The sequence below is a fragment of the Pseudomonas sp. NPDC089569 genome (assembly GCF_050280625.1).
Classification (GTDB): Bacteria; Pseudomonadota; Gammaproteobacteria; order Pseudomonadales; family Pseudomonadaceae; genus Aquipseudomonas.
Genome location: NZ_JBNNVQ010000029.1, coordinates 1 through 16,956 on the forward strand (window position 1 = coordinate 1; position 16,956 = coordinate 16,956).

Here is a 16,956-nt window from a genome sequence, read left to right on the forward strand (position 1 = left end):
GTCCATTTGCGCCGCATCGAGAACGCCCTCTTCCTGCTGAGCCTGAAGCTCAGCCACGCGTTCCTGATACAACGCCACGTTCAGGGCAGTACGATATGAATGTACACTTGTGCACTGAAATTTTTATTCAAGCCCCTTTTCGGGCTTGTACGGGTGCCTAAGACTGCCGCACTTTCGCCTTTCACGCCAGTCGCAGATGCTCGAAAGGCCTGTATTACTGCACCCATCGCTGCAGAATTTGTTGCAGATCGGTACGTTTGAAAGGCTTGGCCAGATAATCGTTCATACCCGCCGACAAGCAGGCTTCGCGGTCGCCCTGCAGGGCATTGGCGGTCAGGGCGATGATCGGCAGGTCGGTGCAGCCGGGCAGTTGGCGGATCTGCCGGGTCGCTTCGTAGCCGTCAATGATCGGTAACCGGCAGTCCATCAGGACCGCTTCGAAAATCAGGCTCTCGGCACTGCGCACCGCCTGTGCGCCATCGGCGGCCAGGCTGACGGTAAAACCCAGGCTGCGCAACATGGCTTCGATGACTGTCTGATTGACCGGATTGTCTTCGACCAGCAACACCTTGCGGCCTTCGCCGTCGCCATTGCCCGCGGCTATCCGCGGCACGGGCACGGGCGCGGGCTGCTGATGCAGGGCCAGCGGGATTTCCAGTGTGAACACCGAACCACGACCTTCTTCGCTCTGGGCGCGCAGGGTGCCGCCCATGCGCTCGGCGAGGGTGCGGGCAATGGGCAGGCCCAGCCCCGTGCCGCCGTAGCGCCTTGAAATGGAACTGTCGGCCTGCTGAAACGCGTTGAACATCAACTCCAGGCTGTCGGCTGCGATACCTATCCCGCTATCGCGCACGGAACAGGTAAACCACAGCAGCTCGTGATCCAGCGATTGCCACTGTGCTTCGATGGACACACGGCCCTGTTCAGTGAACTTCAGCGCATTGCCGATCAGGTTGACCAGAATCTGCCGGATACGCGTCGGATCGCCCAGTACCTGCAACCGGCGCATGTCCTGGGGTATCAGCAATTGAAGGTCGAGCTTGCGTTGTGCGGCGCTGTGCTGGAAGGACTGGGCGCAGCTGCCGATCAGGTCGGCGAGGTTGAAGGCAATATGTTCCAGCTCCAGTTCCGAGCGCTCGATGCGCGAGAAATCGAGAATATCGTTGATCACCTTGAGCAAGTGCTCGGTGGACTCCGATGCCAGCGCTGCGTATTCGACCTGTTCCTCGGTCATTTCGGTGGTTTCCAGCAACTGCAACATGCCCAGCACGCCGTTCATGGGCGTGCGCAGTTCGTGACTCATCATGGCAAGGAAGTCGGATTTTGCGTTGTTGGCCTTTTCCGCTTCTTCGCGAGTCTGGATCAACTGCGCCATGGCCTGCTGCTGTTCGCGGCTGGCTTGTTCGAGACCGCTGGCAAGGTTGTTGATGTGTTGCGACAGGGCGCCCAGTTCGGTGTCGTCGACGATGGGCAGGGGCGTTTTGTAGTTGCCGTCCTGGATCGCCTTGACGGCATTGCCGATGTCGCGAATCGGCTGTGACAGGCTGCCCGCCAGGCGTCTGGCGAGTACGAAGGTAAACAGCAGGGCGAACAGCGCGAGGATCGCGGCCTTGAGCAGGATCTCCTGCTGGCGCTGATTGAACGCATCGCTGGACAGACCGACGATCACTCGTCCCAGGTAATCCTCGGTGGCGTTGCCAGGGGTTTTATTGTTCTGGAAAAACTCATTGTGCAGCGGGACTCGTTGCAGCCGCACCGGTGCCTGAAACACCTCGACTTGAGGTGGATGGTTATGGCTGGCCGACGGTTGTTCGACGTACACCAGTATCCGGTTGGCGCTGTCCTGGACTTCCAGGAAACGTACATTGGTGGTGGCCAGCGTGGCCTTGAGCAGGCTTTCCAGCACTTCATTGTTGCCGGAAATGACCCCGTATTCGGTGGCCGGGGCCAGTTGGTTGGCGATGAGCTGGCCGGTGTGGTTGAGTTCCTGGCGCAGATCCTGAATCCGCACGAAGGTAAAGAAACTGATCAACAATAACGTCAGCAACAGGGCAGGGCCGAGGCTGATGAGCTGGGTCCGGGTATTGATGTCCCAACGGCGACGGAAGGTCATGGGCGGCGTTCTCCTTCAGCCAACAGCGTTGCGACAGATGCGTCGTTTATTTGCTCGATACCTAAAGAACGAGCCACCTGCGGGTTGCTTGAGACTTTGAAGCGGCTCGGGTAATAGGTGCGTGGCCAGGTGGCCGGCGACTGGTCGAGCAACTCGTCGAGAATGGCCAGCCAATCGCTTTGATCGCTGTAGGTGCTGGCCAGGCTGCCGGCCCTGACGAAACCGGCGTTGGGGCCGATCAGCGCCAGTTGTCGCGAATAACTGCTCAGCAACAGGTTTTTTGCGGTTTTCGGGTTGTACAGACCCGGGTCATCGAACCCCAGCAGTACATCACTGTTATTGAGCAAGGCTTGCAAGGGGCGACTGTCGTGGATGTTTTCCCAGCGCTGGGAAACCACCTCCAGCCCTAACGGGTGAGCGGCATGGCGCAGCTCGTTGAGCAGAAATTCGCTGTGACCGTCGTACAGCACGCCGACCCGTTTGATCTGGGGCAGCAGGATTCGGGTCAGGCGTAACTGGCGTTCCAGTGGCGGGTCGCTCCACAGCAGGCTCAGATGCGGCGGCAGGTTGTCGCCCAGGTGTTGGCGTGCTTGCAGGCGACTGATACGCAGTACCAGCGTCTGCGGACCCTGGGGGGCTTGCAGGCGCCAGTCGAGACTTGGCAAGTCGAGCACAATCAGTCGGGTATCTTTTGCCAGTCTGTCGGGTGTCGGCAACTCCGCCAGCGACTGGAAACGCACCTGATCGCGGGGGCGCAACTCGCGCAAGGCCTGAACGAAGGATTGCACGCCGGGGCCGTCTTCGGCCGCGGTCAACAGAATGTCCGCCGCATGGGCCGGCAGGCTGCCCAGCCAGGCGCCGACGACCAGGCACAGCAATGCCAACAGGCGACCGATGCCCGGTGTCATGCACGGCAGACAGTGAATCATCTAAAACGCCAGCTCCGCGCTGAAGTACATCACCCGGCGCTCATCGTAGTTGTTGTCCACGAAGGTGGTGGGCTGATCGTCGAGGCGTTGCTGGAGCACACCGGCCAGTTCCAGGCTGGCCTTGCCCAGGCCAATGCGTTTGGCGATGCGCGAGTCGACCCGTTCGAAGCGGTAGCCATTGAGGGCGTCATCCCCATAGTAGAACAGAGCACTGGTCCAGCCATGACCCCAGTCCCGCAGCCAGCCGGCCGAGCCACTGTTGCGCGCGGTCTGGAGTGCATCCTGCCGGTTGCTGGCATCGGCGTCGACGTAGGCATAGGTCAGGCGCAGTCGGTCGGCATTGTCGATTCTCCAGTCCAGCTGGGCTTCGCTGCCTGAAAAGCGTGCCGTGTTGGCGTTACTGGCGATGAACTGATTATTGCGCAGCGGCTCGCTGATCATGCCGGTGATTTCGTCGTAGAACAGCTTCACATCGACCGCCACCCCCCACTGCGCGAAGTAGCCGTTATAGCCCAGCTCCCGGGAGCGCATGTGTTCCTGGTCGAGATTGCCGGGGCCGCGGGTCTTGACGAAATAACGGGCATTGGATTGGCCATAGGCACCGGGCTGAAGGCTGGTGACCCTGTAACTCCAGTTGACGTTGTTCTCGAACATGTCGGGAGAGCGAATGGCTTCGGAATACACCGCACGCAAACCCTGGCTGGGGGTGATCAGGTAATTGACGGCCAGTCGCGGGGTCAGTGAACTGCCGATCAATTGTGTGTCTTCGAACATGGCACCGCCCTGCAGCAGCCAGTGTTCGCTGGCACGCCACTCCAGATGGCCGAACGCCCGCCACGTGGTGTCATCCAGGGTGCCATTGAAGTAGGTCTGCGAATCCGCCCGGTCGTATCGATAGTTCAGGCCGCTGACCAGTCGCAGGCTATCGGACAGGCTGAGGGTGTCCTGCAGTTCCAGGTCGTAGCGCGACTCGCGGGTGCTTTGATCAATGTCGCCGCAAACGGTCTGTCGGGCGCCGTTACGCCATTGGTCGAGGACCTGATTGGCCAACGCCTGCCGGGCCGGATCACCAGCGGGTGCCCCGGGAACCAGGTAACGCTCGATGTTGCGTGCCAGGCGTTCGGTGTAGTTCGGGTCGAGTTGCCAGAGTTCCGTCAGTTGTGGGCTGAACGACACCTCGGCATCACAGGCGCGCCAGGTTTGCTGGCGATCCCAATGCTGGGCCGAGCCCTGAATGTACAGGCTGTGCTCGGGGTCGATATCGAGGTTCCAGCGCAGCGAACCGGCGTAGTCCTTGGCAATGACGTCGGAATTGTCGCCGGCACGGGTGATGCCGGAAAACACCGGGCTGTAGGTGTAGGGGCGCTGGTTGCTGCCTTCCTTGGCATTTAACTGCCAATCGATGCTCTGGCGTTCGTCGAGCGTCTGGCTGACGGCCAGATTGATGCGATTCAGGCGGCGGCTGTCGCGGTAGTCGGCACCAAGACGGTCACTGTCGAAACCATCGTCCTGCTGACCGGACAGCGACAGGCGCAAGTCGCCATCATCCCAACCAACGCCCTGGCTGGCATAGAAATCGTCGATGCCGCGCTGGCCGCGGGTGATTTTCATGCGCGTACCCTGGCTGTCGGCCGGTTTGCGCGTGAGGATATTGACCACCGCCATCAACGCGTTGGCGCCATAGCTGACGGTGTTCGGCCCCCGGAAAACCTCGATGCGCTCGATGTCTTCCATGGCCACCGGAATATCGCTCCAGTCAACCGTTGCCAGGCCTGCCCGGTAGACCGAGCGGCCGTCGATCAGTACCTGCATGCGCCGCGCCTGGCTGGCGTTGGTGCCGTGATAGTTGACGACCGCCTGGTTGCCGCTGATGTTGCCGACCATCATGCCCGGCACCAGCCGCAGCACTTCGCCGATGTCCCGGGCGCCACTGGCAGTGATCAGGGCATTGTCGATCACCGTCATGCTCCCCGGTACCTCGGCGGGCGACTGCTTCAGGCGCGTGGCCGTGAGAACTTGCGGCAGCGGGTCGTTGTCGAGGAAAAAATCGTCGGCCATCGCTGGCGAACTGATGGCCAGCATCAGTACCAGTGGCGAACGGGGAGAAGGCGCACCCAGGGACACAACACATCCTTGTTAACCATTAGTGGCGCGCATGTTAACCGAGACGAATGACTTTTCCAGTCACGATGCCCGCATTTTCCTTGGTTTTATTGCCTTTGATTCCACCCGCGCGAGGAATTGACGCGGGGGCTGGCCGCCGGTGGGGCGCTCCGTATAATGCCGACATCGCCACTGGAATGGATTAACGGATTGCATATGACTGAACAGCGCCCGATTGCGGTTCTGGGAGGCGGAAGTTTTGGGACCGCCGTGGCTAACCTGCTGGCCGAAAACGGGCATCAGGTCCTGCAGTGGATGCGTGATCCCGAACAGGCCGAGGCCATTCGGATCAATCGCGAGAACCCGCGTTACCTTAAAGGCATCAAGATCCTGCCCGGCGTGACGCCGGTCACCGACCTGCAAGCGACTCTCGAGGCCTGCGACCTGAATTTCGTTGCATTGCCGTCCGGCGCGCTGCGCTCGGTGCTGGCCCCGCACGCCGAACGGCTGCGCGGCAAACTGCTGGTGAGCCTGACCAAGGGCATCGAAGCCCACACCTTCAAGCTGATGAGCCAGATCCTCGAAGAAATTGCCCCGCAAGCGCGTATCGGCGTGCTGTCCGGGCCGAACCTGGCCCGCGAAATCGCCGAACATGCGCTGACCGCCACCGTGGTCGCCAGTGAAGACGAAGCGCTGTGCCAGCAGGTTCAGGCGGCGTTGCATGGCCGTACTTTCCGTGTGTATGCCAGCGCCGACCGCTTTGGCGTGGAGTTGGGCGGGGCCTTGAAAAACGTCTATGCGATCATCGCCGGCATGGCGGTGGCCATGGACATGGGCGAAAACACCAAGAGCATGCTGATCACCCGGGCCCTGGCGGAAATGACCCGCTTCGCGGTGAACCAGGGCGCCAATCCGATGACCTTTCTCGGCCTGGCGGGCGTGGGCGACCTGATCGTCACGTGCTCGTCGCCGAAAAGTCGCAACTACCAGGTCGGCTTCGCCCTCGGCCAGGGGCTGAGCCTGGAAGAGGCGGTCAATCGCCTGGGCGAAGTGGCTGAAGGCGTGAACACCCTCAAAGTACTCAAGGCCAAGGCTCAGGAAGTGGGTGTCTATATGCCGCTGGTCGCCGGGTTGCATGCGATTCTGTTCGAAGGGCGCACGCTGGAACAGGTGATCGGGTTATTGATGCGGGGTGAACCGAAAACCGACGTCGACTTCATTTCCACCAGCGGTTTCAACTGAGTCCACCACCCGACAGGAACGGAGCGAGACATGAGCGATCAAAAAATAGAAGCCAAATACGAGTCGATTGTATTGCGGGTGCTGTGGATGGTGGTCTTTGTGCTGGTCTGGCAAGTGGCGCAGTTCATCTTAGGCGCGGTCGTGCTGGTGCAGTTGATCTATCGTTTGATCTATGGCGCTCCCAGCGCCAGCCTGATGAATTTCGGTGACAGTCTGAGCCAGTTCCTGGCGCAGATCGGCCGCTTTGGCAGTTTTCACAGCGACCAGAAACCCTGGCCGTTCGCCGACTGGCCGGCGCCGCGTACGCCGGAAGGTGAAGCGCCGCATGCCGTGGCACCTGCACCGCATCCGGCCCGAGATGAGGAACCCAAGCTATGAAACTCTGGGTATTGCGTCATGGTGAAGCCGTTCCACACGGTTCCCGCCCCCATGATTCGGAGCGGGAGCTGACTGACCAAGGTCGTGAAGAAGTACTTCGCAGCGCTGCCAATCTGATCGGGCAGCCACTCACCGCGATCTACTCCAGCCCGTACCTGCGCGCGCAGCAAACGGCAAAACTGGTGCGAGATGCACTGGGATTCGAACCGGAAATCCGTACGGTCGAGTGGCTGACTCCGGAAACCGACCCGGACAAGGTGGCCGAGCAACTGGTATCGGTAAGCAACGTCCTGCTGGTCAGTCATAACCCGTTGGTGGGGAGCCTGCTCAGCTACCTGCAACATGGCGCCGGACACCCACCGGAAAAAGTCAGCACCGCCGGGCTTGCCGAGCTCAAGGGCGAGGAGCTGCTGATCGGCTCGATGAAACTCGACAGCATCAAGCACCCGTAACGGCCTGCTGCTTTTGTAGGAGCGAGCGGTGTACCTGTCACACCGCGTTATCGTTGTTCGCCTGTAGGAGCGAGGCTTGCCCGCGAACCAGACGCTGCGGTGTATCTGTCACACCGCGTTATCGTTCTTCGCCGGCAAGCACGGCTCCCACGGGACAGATTGCATAAAAAAATCAACCAAGCACTTGCTTGGTTGGCTGCGCTTGCTCCAGAAAAAAATACAGGAGCGAGTCGCATGTCTGCCGATATTCGTTTGCCGCTGGACGTTTTCTACGAGCGTGAGGCCCGTCATCCCCGCCAGCGGTTTTTGGTCCAGCCCATCGGTGGCGGCCAGGTCGAAACACTGACCTGGGCCGATGTCGGTCATCAGGCCCGTTGTGCGGCCCACTGGCTGCGGGCGCGGGAATTGCCCCAGGGCAGTCACATCGCCCTGATTTCGAAAAACTGCGCGCACTGGATCATTGCCGACCTGGCGATCTGGATGGCCGGGCATGTCTCGGTGCCGCTTTACCCCAACCTGACCGCCGAGTCCGTGGCGCAGGTGCTGGATCATTCGGAAGCAGCCCTGGCCTTTATCGGCAAGCTCGACGACTGGCCCGGAATGTCTCGCGGGATAGACCCAGGCCTGGTGACGGTCAGCCTGCCGCTGCATCCACCGGGCGATTTCGCCTTCAGTTGGGACGATCTGCAACGCAGTTCACCCATCCAGGACGACCCCAGGCCAGGCGCCGGACAATTGGCAACCATCATCTACACCTCCGGCACCACCGGCATGCCCAAAGGGGTGATGCACAGCTTCGGCACCCTCGGATTCGCCGCCACACGCGGTACGCAGTTATTCGGCCTCAATGAGTCGGACCGACTGCTGTCCTACCTGCCGTTGTGCCACGTTGCCGAGCGGATGTTCGTCGAATTGGCATCGATTTATACCGGACAAACAGTTTTTTTCGCCGAAAGCCTCGAAACTTTTCTCATTGACCTACGACGGGCGCGGCCCACGGCATTGTTTGGCGTGCCGCGCATCTGGACCAGGTTCCAGATGGGGGTGTACGGCAAGATCCCGGCCAAACGCCTCGATTTCCTGCTTGGCCTGCCGGTGATCGGCAAACGGGTCGGGCGCAAGGTCCTGGCCGGGCTGGGACTGGATGCCTTGCGCGTGGCACTGTCTGGTGCCGCGCCCGTGCCGCTGAGCCTGCTGCTGTGGTATCGCAAGCTTGGACTGGATGTGCTTGAGGTCTACGGCATGACGGAAAGCTGCGGCTACTCGCACATTTGCCTGCCGGGGCAAAACAGACCCGGCTGGATTGGCAAGCCTTGTCCGGAAGTCGAGGTGCGTATCGACGAATCGGGCGAGGTGCTGGTGCGTAGCCGTGCGACCATGCTCGGCTACTTCAAGGAGCCACAGAAAACCGCCGACACCCTCACCGCGGATGGCTTTTTGCGCACGGGCGACAAAGGTGAAGAAGATGCCGAAGGCAACCTGCGGTTGACCGGGCGACTGAAAGAAATCTTCAAGACCAGCAAGGGCAAGTACGTGGCGCCGGCGCCCATCGAAAATCGCCTGGCGGTGCATGCGCGCATCGAGCAGGTGTGTGTGGTCGGTGATGGCCTGAGTGCGCCGCTGGGCTTGTGCGTCCTGTCGGCGACAGGCCGGCAGGATGCGCAAGGAACGTCCCGCGCAGGCTTGCATTCGAGCCTTGAAAAACTGCTGGATGAAGTCAACACCAGCCTCGACAAGCACGAACGATTGCGGCGACTGGTGGTGGTCAAGGACAGTTGGGCGGTGGAAAACGGCTTTCTCACGCCCACGCTCAAGATCAAGCGCAATGTGATCGAAGCGGCTTACGGCGCCCGCTTCGAAGAATGGAGCGAGCGTAGCGAAGCGGTGCTGTGGCAGGATTGAACTACCCATGAAACCAACAAGGAAAATCTGCGATGAGCCTGTGGCGCACCACTCCCAACATCGAACAGTTGAACGCAACCGGGAAAAACACCATTGCCGAAGTGCTGGATATCCGCTTCGAAGCCTTTGACGAAGAGTCCCTGACCGCGAGCATGGTGATCGATCAGCGCACCCATCAACCCTACGGCTTGCTGCATGGCGGTGCGTCGGTGGTGCTGGCCGAAACCGTCGGTTCCATGGCCAGTTACCTGTGCATCGACGCCAGCAAGTTCTATTGCGTGGGGCTGGAAATCAATGCCAACCACCTGCGCGGACTGCGCAGTGGCCGTGTCACCGCAGTGGCCAAGCCGATTCACATCGGCCGCACGACCCATGTCTGGGACATTCGTTTGACCAGCGATGAGGGCAAGGCCAGTTGCGTGTCGCGCCTGACCATGGCCGTGGTGCCATTGGGCGAGAACCCGCCGGCGCGTTGATCGGACCTATGGCTTTGACCGTACTGTCATCATTCCTGTCAGTTACGGTCATTGCTGCCGAACGCGCGCTTGCGGACAATCGGGCTCTGTTTTCGTGAATGGATTGGCCGGTATGTCGCAGCAGATATTTTTCGCCCATGCCAACGGGTTTCCTTCGGGCACCTATGGCAAGTTGTTCGCGGCCCTGGCGCCCGAGTACCAGGTGGCGCATCTGGAGCAACACGCCCATGACCCGCGCTTTCCGGCGGATGACAACTGGTACAACCTGGTCGATGAGTTGATCCATCACCTCAGGCAGCAGGCGCAACCGGTATGGGGCGTGGGTCATTCCTTCGGCGGCGTCCTGCACTTGCATGCCGCATTGCGTTGTCCCGAGTTGTATCGCGGCGTAGTGATGCTCGATTCGCCGGTACTGACCCGGACCGATCAATGGGTGATCCGCGCGGCCAAGCGCTTTGGTTTCATCGACCGGCTGACCCCCGCGGGTCGCACATTGGGGCGCCGCGAAGAATTCTCCGATCTCGACAGCGCCCGTCGCTACTTCGCCGGTAAAACCCTGTTTCGCGGTTTCGATCCGGAGTGCTTCGACGCCTATCTGCAGCACGGTTTGCACAAGGTCGGCGACAAGCTGCGATTGCGCTTCGATCCGGCGACGGAAATCAGCATCTACCGTGGCGTGCCCCACACCAGCCCTGGTCGTACGGGGCAGTTGAAGGTGCCGCTGGCGGTGGTTCGCGGGCAGGACAGCCGGGTGGTGATGCGCCATCACACCAGTTCAGTCGGACGCATGGCCCAGGGTGAAGCCCTGACCATGCCCGGTGGTCACATGTTTCCTCTGGAACGTCCCCAGGATACGGCCGCGTTGCTCAAAAGCCTGTTCAGCCGCTGGGACGACCGCCAGCAGGCTTGCGCATGAGCGGCGTCGAAGAAGTCCGCCTGAGTCTGCCGCATATCGAACTGGCGGCTCACCTGTTCGGTCCCGAAGACGGTTTGCCGGTGATTGCCTTGCATGGCTGGCTCGACAACGCCAACAGCTTTGCGCGACTGGCGCCGAAGCTCAAAGGCTTGCGCATCATTGCCCTGGACATGGCCGGTCACGGTCATTCCGGGCATCGGCCGACCGGTGCCGGCTACGCCATGTGGGACTACGCCCACGATGTGCTGCAGGTTGCAGAGCAACTCGGGCTGAAGCGTTTTGCGCTGATCGGGCATTCGATGGGGGCCATCGCGTCCTTGATCATCGCCGGTTCGCTGCCGGAGCGTGTCACTCACCTGGCGTTGATCGACGGCGTCATTCCACCGACCGACAAGGGTGAAAATGCCGCTGAACGCATGGGCATGGCCCTGCAGGCGCAACTGGACCTGCGGGAAAAACGCAAACCGGTCTACAACACCCTCGACCGGGCCATCGAAGCGCGCATGAAAGGTTTGGTCGCGGTGAGTCGCGAGGCCGCCCAACTGCTGGCCCAACGCGGCTTGATGCCGGTGCCGGGCGGTTACACGTGGCGCACGGACAGTCGCCTTACACTGCCATCGCCACTGCGAATGACGACCGAACAGGCGATGGCCTTCGTCCTGCGCGTCAGTTGCCCTGCAAAACTGGTGGTGGCTGCCGACGGCATGCTCGCCAAACATACAGAGTTGCTGGAGCGTCTACCCTTTAGCCGTGAACAGCTGCCAGGCGGCCATCATTTGCACCTGAACGACGAGTCCGGTGCCGAGCTTGTAGCAGACTGTTTCAATCGGTTCTTCGCCGTTCCTTGACTTGCACCGGGCAACTGTCGAGGCTGGGCGGGTTGAAATGGGAGACAACCATGATAGATCTCTACACCGCTGCGACCCCCAATGGCCACAAGGTCTCTATCGTGCTCGAGGAACTCGGCCTGCCTTATACGGTGCACGCCCTGAGTTTCGATAAAAAGGAGCAGAAGTCCGAGGACTTCCTCAAGATCAATCCCAATGGCCGGATCCCGGCCATTGTCGACCGCGCCAACGGCGATTTCGCCGTGTTCGAATCCGGTGCCATTCTGATTTACCTCGCTGAAATGACCGGCAAATTGCTGCCTGCCGACCCCAAGGGGCGTTCGGTGGCGTTGCAGTGGCTGATGTTCCAGATGGGGGGCATCGGCCCGATGCAGGGGCAGGCCAACGTGTTTTTCCGTTATTTTCCGGAAAAGCTCCAGGGCGCCATCGACCGCTATCAACATGAAACCCGTCGCCTCTATGAAGTGCTCGATACACGTCTGCAAACCGTCGAGTTTCTTGCCGGCGACTACAGCATTGCCGACATCGCGACATTCCCCTGGGTGCGCGGCTACGAATGGTCCGGCGTATCGGTCGATGGCTTGACGGCGTTGCAACGCTGGATGGCGACCATGGAGGCACGGCCGGCCGTGCAACGTGGTCTGAAAATCCCGGAACGCACCGATGATGCCAGTGTCGTCAAGGGCGCCCAGGCCATGCTGATCCGATGAGTCTATCGATGCGATTTTCCGGTTTGCTGGCGCTGTGCAGTTTCAGTCCCCTGTTGTTCGCCGCCGATGTGCCCGGCAGTCAGGACCTGCCGATCGTGCCTCGCATGGTCGATGCGCAGATCGTCGATTACCGCCCTGCGGTCGAAGTCGAACGGATCTACCCGCTCGGTTCGATCCGCAAGATCAGTGGCCAGTTGCGTTTCGATGGCCAGGTCAGTGCCCGTGGCAATGCCACGTCGGTGACCTATGAACTGCCACCGGAGCACACGGCGACACAAGCCTTCACTGAGGCACGCGAAGCCTTGCAGAAGCAGGATGCCCAGTTGTTGTTCTGGTGCCAGGCCCGTGATTGCGGTGAAAGCAGCCTGTGGGCCAACGAGGTCTTCGGCAATGCCAAGCTTTACGGCGCCGATAACGAGCAGGCGTATCTGCTGTTGCGTCTGGCGGCACCGAAGGACAACACCCTGGTTGCGCTTTACAGCATCACGCGCGGCAACCGCAAAGCCTATTTGCATGTCGAGCAGTTCGAGGCGGTCGCGCCGCTGGGGGAGTTGCTCCCGACTTCCGCAACCTTGTTGCGCGAACTCAAAAGCACCAACGAACTCGACTTCCCCAGGCTGACCGATGCGCCTGATGAAAATTGGCTGCGCCTGATTTCCCGTGGCCTGAACCTGGACACGACGTTGCGTGTCAGTCTTTCCGGGCCCAAGGCAGAGGCCTGGCGTCAGGCCCTGATCGACCAGGGGGTGCGTGCGGCGCGGATGGAAACCGGCAAGCTCGAAGGCCCCGGCCTGCACATCGAGTTGCTGCGATAAGCCTGATCGGGCGAGCGCGCGTGGCGCGTTCGCCTATTCTTTTGCTGACTTGTTTTTTTCGAGACCTTTAATGATCAATAACGATCGACTACTGGTGCAGATCCTGCTCGTGGTGTTGTTTGGCGCGAGCTTGTGGGTGATGGCGCCGTTCTGGTCGGCCTTGTTCTGGGGCGCGGTGCTGGCGTTTGCCAGTTGGCCGCTGATGCGCCTGTTAACCCGCTGGCTCAACGGTCGCGAATCCCTGGCGGCAGCGATATTGACCGTGGGCTGGATGCTGCTGGTGGCCGCACCGCTGGTGTGGTTGGGGTTCAACCTGGCCGATCATGTGCGTGACGCCACGGCGTTCATCAAGGACGTGCAGGTCGAGGGCCTCCCGGAAGCGCCGGCATGGCTGGGCAGCATTCCACTGATAGGTGGGCGTTTGACCACTATCTGGAATAGTGTCGATGAGCAGGGCGCCGCAATGATGGTGTCGCTCAAGCCCTATATCGGTCAGGTGGGAAACTGGTTGCTGCTACGCAGCGCACAGATCGGCGGCGGCATTCTCGAACTGACCCTGAGCATTGTCTTCGTGTTCTTTTTCTATCGTGACGGCCCACGGCTGGCGGCGTTCGTCCATGGTTTGCTGGAGCGCCTGATCGGTCATCGCGCCGGGTACTACATCGAGCTGGTGGCCGGTACGGTGCAACGGGTGGTGAACGGCGTGATCGGCACGGCTGCCGCCCAGGCCATTCTGGCGCTGATCGGGTTTCTGATTGCCGGTGTGCCGGGGGCGTTGGTGCTTGGCATCGTGACCTTCATGCTCAGCCTGATTCCCATGGGACCGCCGCTGGCGTGGATTCCTGCCACGGCCTGGCTGGCGTGGAAGGGCGAATACGGGATGGCGGTGTTCCTCGGCATATGGGGCACCTTCATCATCAGTGGCGTGGACAACGTCCTCAAGCCCTATCTGATCAGTCGCGGCGGGAACTTGCCGTTGGTAATCGTGCTGCTGGGGGTGTTCGGCGGGTTGATTGCGTTCGGCTTCATCGGCCTGTTCATCGGCCCGACGTTACTGGCGGTGGCTTACAGCTTGCTGACCGACTGGAGCAAGAGTCAGGCGCGGGTCGAAGACCGGCGTTGATCTGGAAGGCATGAAGGGGCGTACAGGAAGAAAGACTCGCGTTGGTTTGGCGGACGGATGATGGGGACCGTCAAACCAACGCAAGGCTTGGTGAAAGCAACTTCAAGCACCCGGCTACAAGCGGCGCACGATGCGCGTGAGCTTTTAGCTTGCAGCTTGAGGCTTGTCGCTGCTTTCAATTGCTTTTTTAGAACTTGGCTTCGGCATCCAGTTGCAGGGTGTTGATGTCCGAGTCCTTCTTGTTGATGCTGGCGTTGGTCTGATCCGAGGTCGCCATGAAGTAGGTCGCGCCCAGGGCGAAGTTCTTGTCGATGTCGTAGCTGACTTTCAGCTTGCTGCCGCGCGAACCGGTGAAACCGTTGGCGAAGTCGGAGTCGGTAAAGGCACCCACCACAGCGTTACGCTGTACGTCGCGGTAGTTGTAGTCCAGGTTGAAGCCGTAGATCTTGGACTTCACACCGGCCAACCAGCCAGTGTCCTGGTTGTTGCTGGCGTCGGTGTTGTTGACGTACTGACCGTAGAGCGACAGCGGAACCGGCAGGTTGCTGAAGTCCAGTTGACCAAAGCCTTCGTACAGTTTGAAGGTTTCGCCTGGGCTGTTGCCGTTGATGGCCAGGGCGCATGGCGTGGTAACGGTGCCGGAGGTAGGGCAGGCACTGCTGCTGTCGTTGTCGTACGAGTAGATACTGCCGCCCAACGTCATTTTCATGCTGTCGGTGATGGCGAAACGTGCACCCAACTGGCCGGCGTACAGACGCAGGTCGTGCTTGAACTGCACGCCTTCGCCGTCGACGTTGTCCTTGAGGGTGTAGTGACCGGCGCTACCGAACAGCTCGGTGCTGCCGCTCAGCGGGTACTTGTAGGTGACGGCCAGGCCTTCCGGGTTGATGTCGCTATCCCAGATGATGTCGCCCATGCTCACCCATTGTTGTGGCATCTTGCCGCCCACCAGGTGCAGGTTCTTGATCGCGTCCGGGTGGTAGTCGATGTAACCCTGGTCCAGCCAGATCTGCTTCTTGTCGAAGTAGTTGTTCAGGTCCTGGTTGGTCGAGCGCGGGTCGTCGTTGCTGCCGGTGGCGACACGAATACCGGTGTCGACTTGCGGGTTGATTTCGCTGTAGGCACCCAGACGGGCACGAATGCGCTGGCGATTCTGGTCTTTGTTGTTTGGCACGCCATCGTTCTGCACGGTTTCCTGACGGAAACGCACATCACCCTTGAACTGGGTCTTGGCGGCCCACGCCAGTTTCTGGTCGAAGGTGCTCAGCTCGTTGGTTTTTTTCGCGGTGGCAGCGATCTGTTCGTTGGTCTCTTGCTGAGCCTGACGGGCGATTTGCTGGTCTTTTTGATCCCTGGCCAGCTCGGCTTGCAGTTCGGTGTACTGGGCATTGGTGATGGAGCCGTTAGCCTTGAGCATGTCGAGCAGTTTGGCGTCGACTGCGGCGCTGGCCGGTACACTCATGGCCAGCAGCAGCCCACCACACAGGGCCGCCGCAGTTTTCGTGGAAGCAAGACGCATATCAATCTCCGAAGATGAGAGTGGATGACTGAGCCATCCAGGGCACAACCGACCATTGATGGACGGAAAACAGTGACCGGGTAATAACCCGGCGCTCTAAAAACAGGCGCAAGTATCGCGATGGTTTATGACAGATCGGTGGCTAAGTGATGGCAAGTCGGTGACGATGCAACATCGCCCTGAACTATTGAGCTAGAGCGTTGTCGTCGAATTCCGGGTGTGCGGCGTACCGCGATAAGCGATACTCGCAGGGCTTTCGCGCCATGAATCAGTGAGAAGAGTGATGCCGTTGCAACGTCTGCAAAGCCTGTCCGAAATCGCACCGAAGACCTGGGATGCGCTGGTACCCGAGACCCAGCCGTTTCTGTGCCATGCGTTCCTCAGCGCGCTGGAGGACAGTGGCAGCGTTGGCCCCCATTCCGGCTGGCAAGCCGAGCATTTGCTGCATGTCGAAGGTGATCGGCTGATCGCTGCATTGCCCGGTTATCGCAAATGGCATTCCTACGGCGAGTACGTGTTCGATCATGCCTGGGCCGATGCCTGCGAACGTGCCGGTATCGACTATTACCCCAAGTTTCTCGCTGCCGTTCCCTTCAGTCCGGTCAGTGGCCCGCGCCTGCTGGCCGTCAACGTCGAAGATGGCTATGAGCTGCTGAAAAGCCTGCCGGGTTATCTGGAAATCGAACAACTCTCCAGTGCCCACATCAATTTCACCGATGCATTTACCGACGCAGCCCTGGCCGAACAACCGGGTTGGCTGCAACGTATCGGCTGTCAGTATCACTGGCAAAACCGCGGTTATCGGGATTTCCAGGACTTCCTCGATGCCCTGAGTTCGCGCAAGCGCAAACAGATGCGCAAGGAACGCGAACAAGTCGCGGGGCAGGGTTTTGAATTCGAATGGCTCGAAGGTCGGCAACTGACCCAGGCGCAGTGGGATTTTGTCTACGCCTGCTACGCCAACACCTACGCCGTGCGTCGGCAAAGGCCTTACCTGACGCGCGAGTTTTTCAGTCTGCTGGCCGAGCGCATGCCGCAATCGATTCGCGTGGTATTGGCCAGGCAGGGATCACGGCCGGTGGCGATGGCCTTCAGTCTGGTCGGGGGGGACAGTTTCTACGGGCGTTACTGGGGCTGCCTGGCGGAGTTCGATCGCCTGCACTTTGAAACCTGCTTCTATCAGGGCATGGATTACGCGATTGCCAACGGCTTCCAGCGCTTCGATGCCGGCGCCCAGGGTGAGCACAAGTTGATTCGCGGTTTCGAGCCGGTGATCACTCATTCCTGGCATTACTTGCGCCACCCGGGGCTGAAGGCTGCGGTCAAAGATTTCCTGAGCCAGGAGCGTGCGGGGGTGTTGGCTTACGCCGAAGAGGCGAGGACGGCATTGCCATATCGCCAAACCTGAACGCTATCCCTGTAGGAGCGAG

15 protein-coding genes and 1 pseudogene are annotated in these 16,956 nt (G+C 60.5%); 11 read left to right on the plus strand and 5 right to left on the minus strand.

The genetic code is table 11. The annotated features are described in order from the left end of the window. From ACQKP2_RS14170 to ACQKP2_RS14185, 4 genes and pseudogenes are all read right to left on the minus strand, one after another. Positions 1-93: pseudogene (locus ACQKP2_RS14170) on the minus strand (hypothetical protein); the annotation flags it as partial. A gap of 121 nt (positions 94-214) precedes the next feature. After that, positions 215-2,113, minus strand: coding sequence for an ATP-binding protein (locus tag ACQKP2_RS14175; RefSeq protein WP_427577261.1), 1,899 nt, complete (start codon positions 2,111-2,113; stop codon positions 215-217). After that, a complete protein-coding gene (locus ACQKP2_RS14180) occupies positions 2,110-3,042 on the minus strand; it encodes an ABC transporter substrate-binding protein (protein ID WP_427577262.1) in 933 nt (310 codons plus the stop codon). Before ACQKP2_RS14180 ends, ACQKP2_RS14175 begins: the two co-directional genes overlap by 4 nt. After that, positions 3,043-5,166 carry a TonB-dependent receptor plug domain-containing protein gene (locus tag ACQKP2_RS14185; protein WP_427577263.1) on the minus strand — a complete coding sequence of 708 codons (2,124 nt, stop codon included), beginning with the start codon at positions 5,164-5,166 and terminating at the stop codon, positions 3,043-3,045. Between the two features lie 195 nt (positions 5,167-5,361). On the opposite strand from ACQKP2_RS14185, the gene ACQKP2_RS14190 reads away from it, so the two are divergent. The 10 genes from ACQKP2_RS14190 (at position 5,362) to ACQKP2_RS14235 (ending at position 14,007) form a co-directional block, all read left to right on the plus strand. Next, positions 5,362-6,387 carry an NAD(P)H-dependent glycerol-3-phosphate dehydrogenase gene (locus tag ACQKP2_RS14190; protein WP_427577264.1) on the plus strand — a complete coding sequence of 342 codons (1,026 nt, stop codon included), beginning with the start codon at positions 5,362-5,364 and terminating at the stop codon, positions 6,385-6,387. Positions 6,388-6,417: 30 nt separating this feature from the next. After that, positions 6,418-6,765, plus strand: a complete 348-nt coding sequence (locus tag ACQKP2_RS14195) for a DUF4389 domain-containing protein (RefSeq protein ID WP_427577265.1) — start codon at positions 6,418-6,420, stop codon at positions 6,763-6,765. Further along, the gene (gene sixA / locus ACQKP2_RS14200) at positions 6,762-7,217 is read left to right on the plus strand and encodes a phosphohistidine phosphatase SixA (RefSeq protein ID WP_427577266.1); all 456 of its coding nucleotides are present in this window, start codon (positions 6,762-6,764) and stop codon (positions 7,215-7,217) included. The genes ACQKP2_RS14195 and sixA overlap by 4 nt, the downstream gene beginning before the upstream one ends. Positions 7,218-7,451: 234 nt before the next feature. Next, entirely contained in the window at positions 7,452-9,119 is a 1,668-nt protein-coding gene (locus ACQKP2_RS14205) for an AMP-binding protein (RefSeq protein ID WP_427577267.1), read from the plus strand. A gap of 32 nt (positions 9,120-9,151) precedes the next feature. Continuing rightward, the gene (locus ACQKP2_RS14210; protein WP_427577268.1) at positions 9,152-9,595 is read left to right on the plus strand and encodes a hotdog fold thioesterase; all 444 of its coding nucleotides are present in this window, start codon (positions 9,152-9,154) and stop codon (positions 9,593-9,595) included. Positions 9,596-9,707: 112 nt separating this feature from the next. Next, on the plus strand, positions 9,708-10,511 hold the full coding sequence (locus ACQKP2_RS14215) for an alpha/beta fold hydrolase (RefSeq protein ID WP_427577270.1): 804 nt from the start codon (positions 9,708-9,710) through the stop codon (positions 10,509-10,511). Continuing rightward, entirely contained in the window at positions 10,508-11,359 is an 852-nt protein-coding gene (locus ACQKP2_RS14220) for an alpha/beta hydrolase (RefSeq protein ID WP_427577272.1), read from the plus strand. The genes ACQKP2_RS14215 and ACQKP2_RS14220 overlap by 4 nt, the downstream gene beginning before the upstream one ends. 50 nt (positions 11,360-11,409) lie before the next feature. Continuing rightward, on the plus strand, positions 11,410-12,069 hold the full coding sequence (locus ACQKP2_RS14225; RefSeq protein ID WP_427577274.1) for a glutathione S-transferase family protein: 660 nt from the start codon (positions 11,410-11,412) through the stop codon (positions 12,067-12,069). Positions 12,070-12,077: 8 nt separating this feature from the next. After that, positions 12,078-12,884: a DUF4892 domain-containing protein gene (locus tag ACQKP2_RS14230; RefSeq protein WP_427577276.1), complete on the plus strand. Its 807-nt coding sequence runs from the start codon at positions 12,078-12,080 to the stop codon at positions 12,882-12,884. 70 nt (positions 12,885-12,954) lie between these two features. Then, positions 12,955-14,007 (plus strand): AI-2E family transporter, encoded by a 1,053-nt coding sequence (locus ACQKP2_RS14235; RefSeq protein ID WP_427577277.1) that lies wholly within the window; start codon positions 12,955-12,957, stop codon positions 14,005-14,007. Between the two features lie 187 nt (positions 14,008-14,194). On the opposite strand, the gene ACQKP2_RS14240 is transcribed toward ACQKP2_RS14235, so the two are convergent. After that, positions 14,195-15,526 (minus strand): putative porin, encoded by a 1,332-nt coding sequence (locus ACQKP2_RS14240; protein ID WP_427577278.1) that lies wholly within the window; start codon positions 15,524-15,526, stop codon positions 14,195-14,197. Between the two features lie 283 nt (positions 15,527-15,809). Here ACQKP2_RS14240 and ACQKP2_RS14245 point away from each other — a divergent pair, with 283 nt between their 5' ends. Further along, positions 15,810-16,934 carry a GNAT family N-acetyltransferase gene (locus ACQKP2_RS14245; protein ID WP_427577280.1) on the plus strand — a complete coding sequence of 375 codons (1,125 nt, stop codon included), beginning with the start codon at positions 15,810-15,812 and terminating at the stop codon, positions 16,932-16,934. The last annotated feature ends 22 nt before the right edge of the window (positions 16,935-16,956 follow it).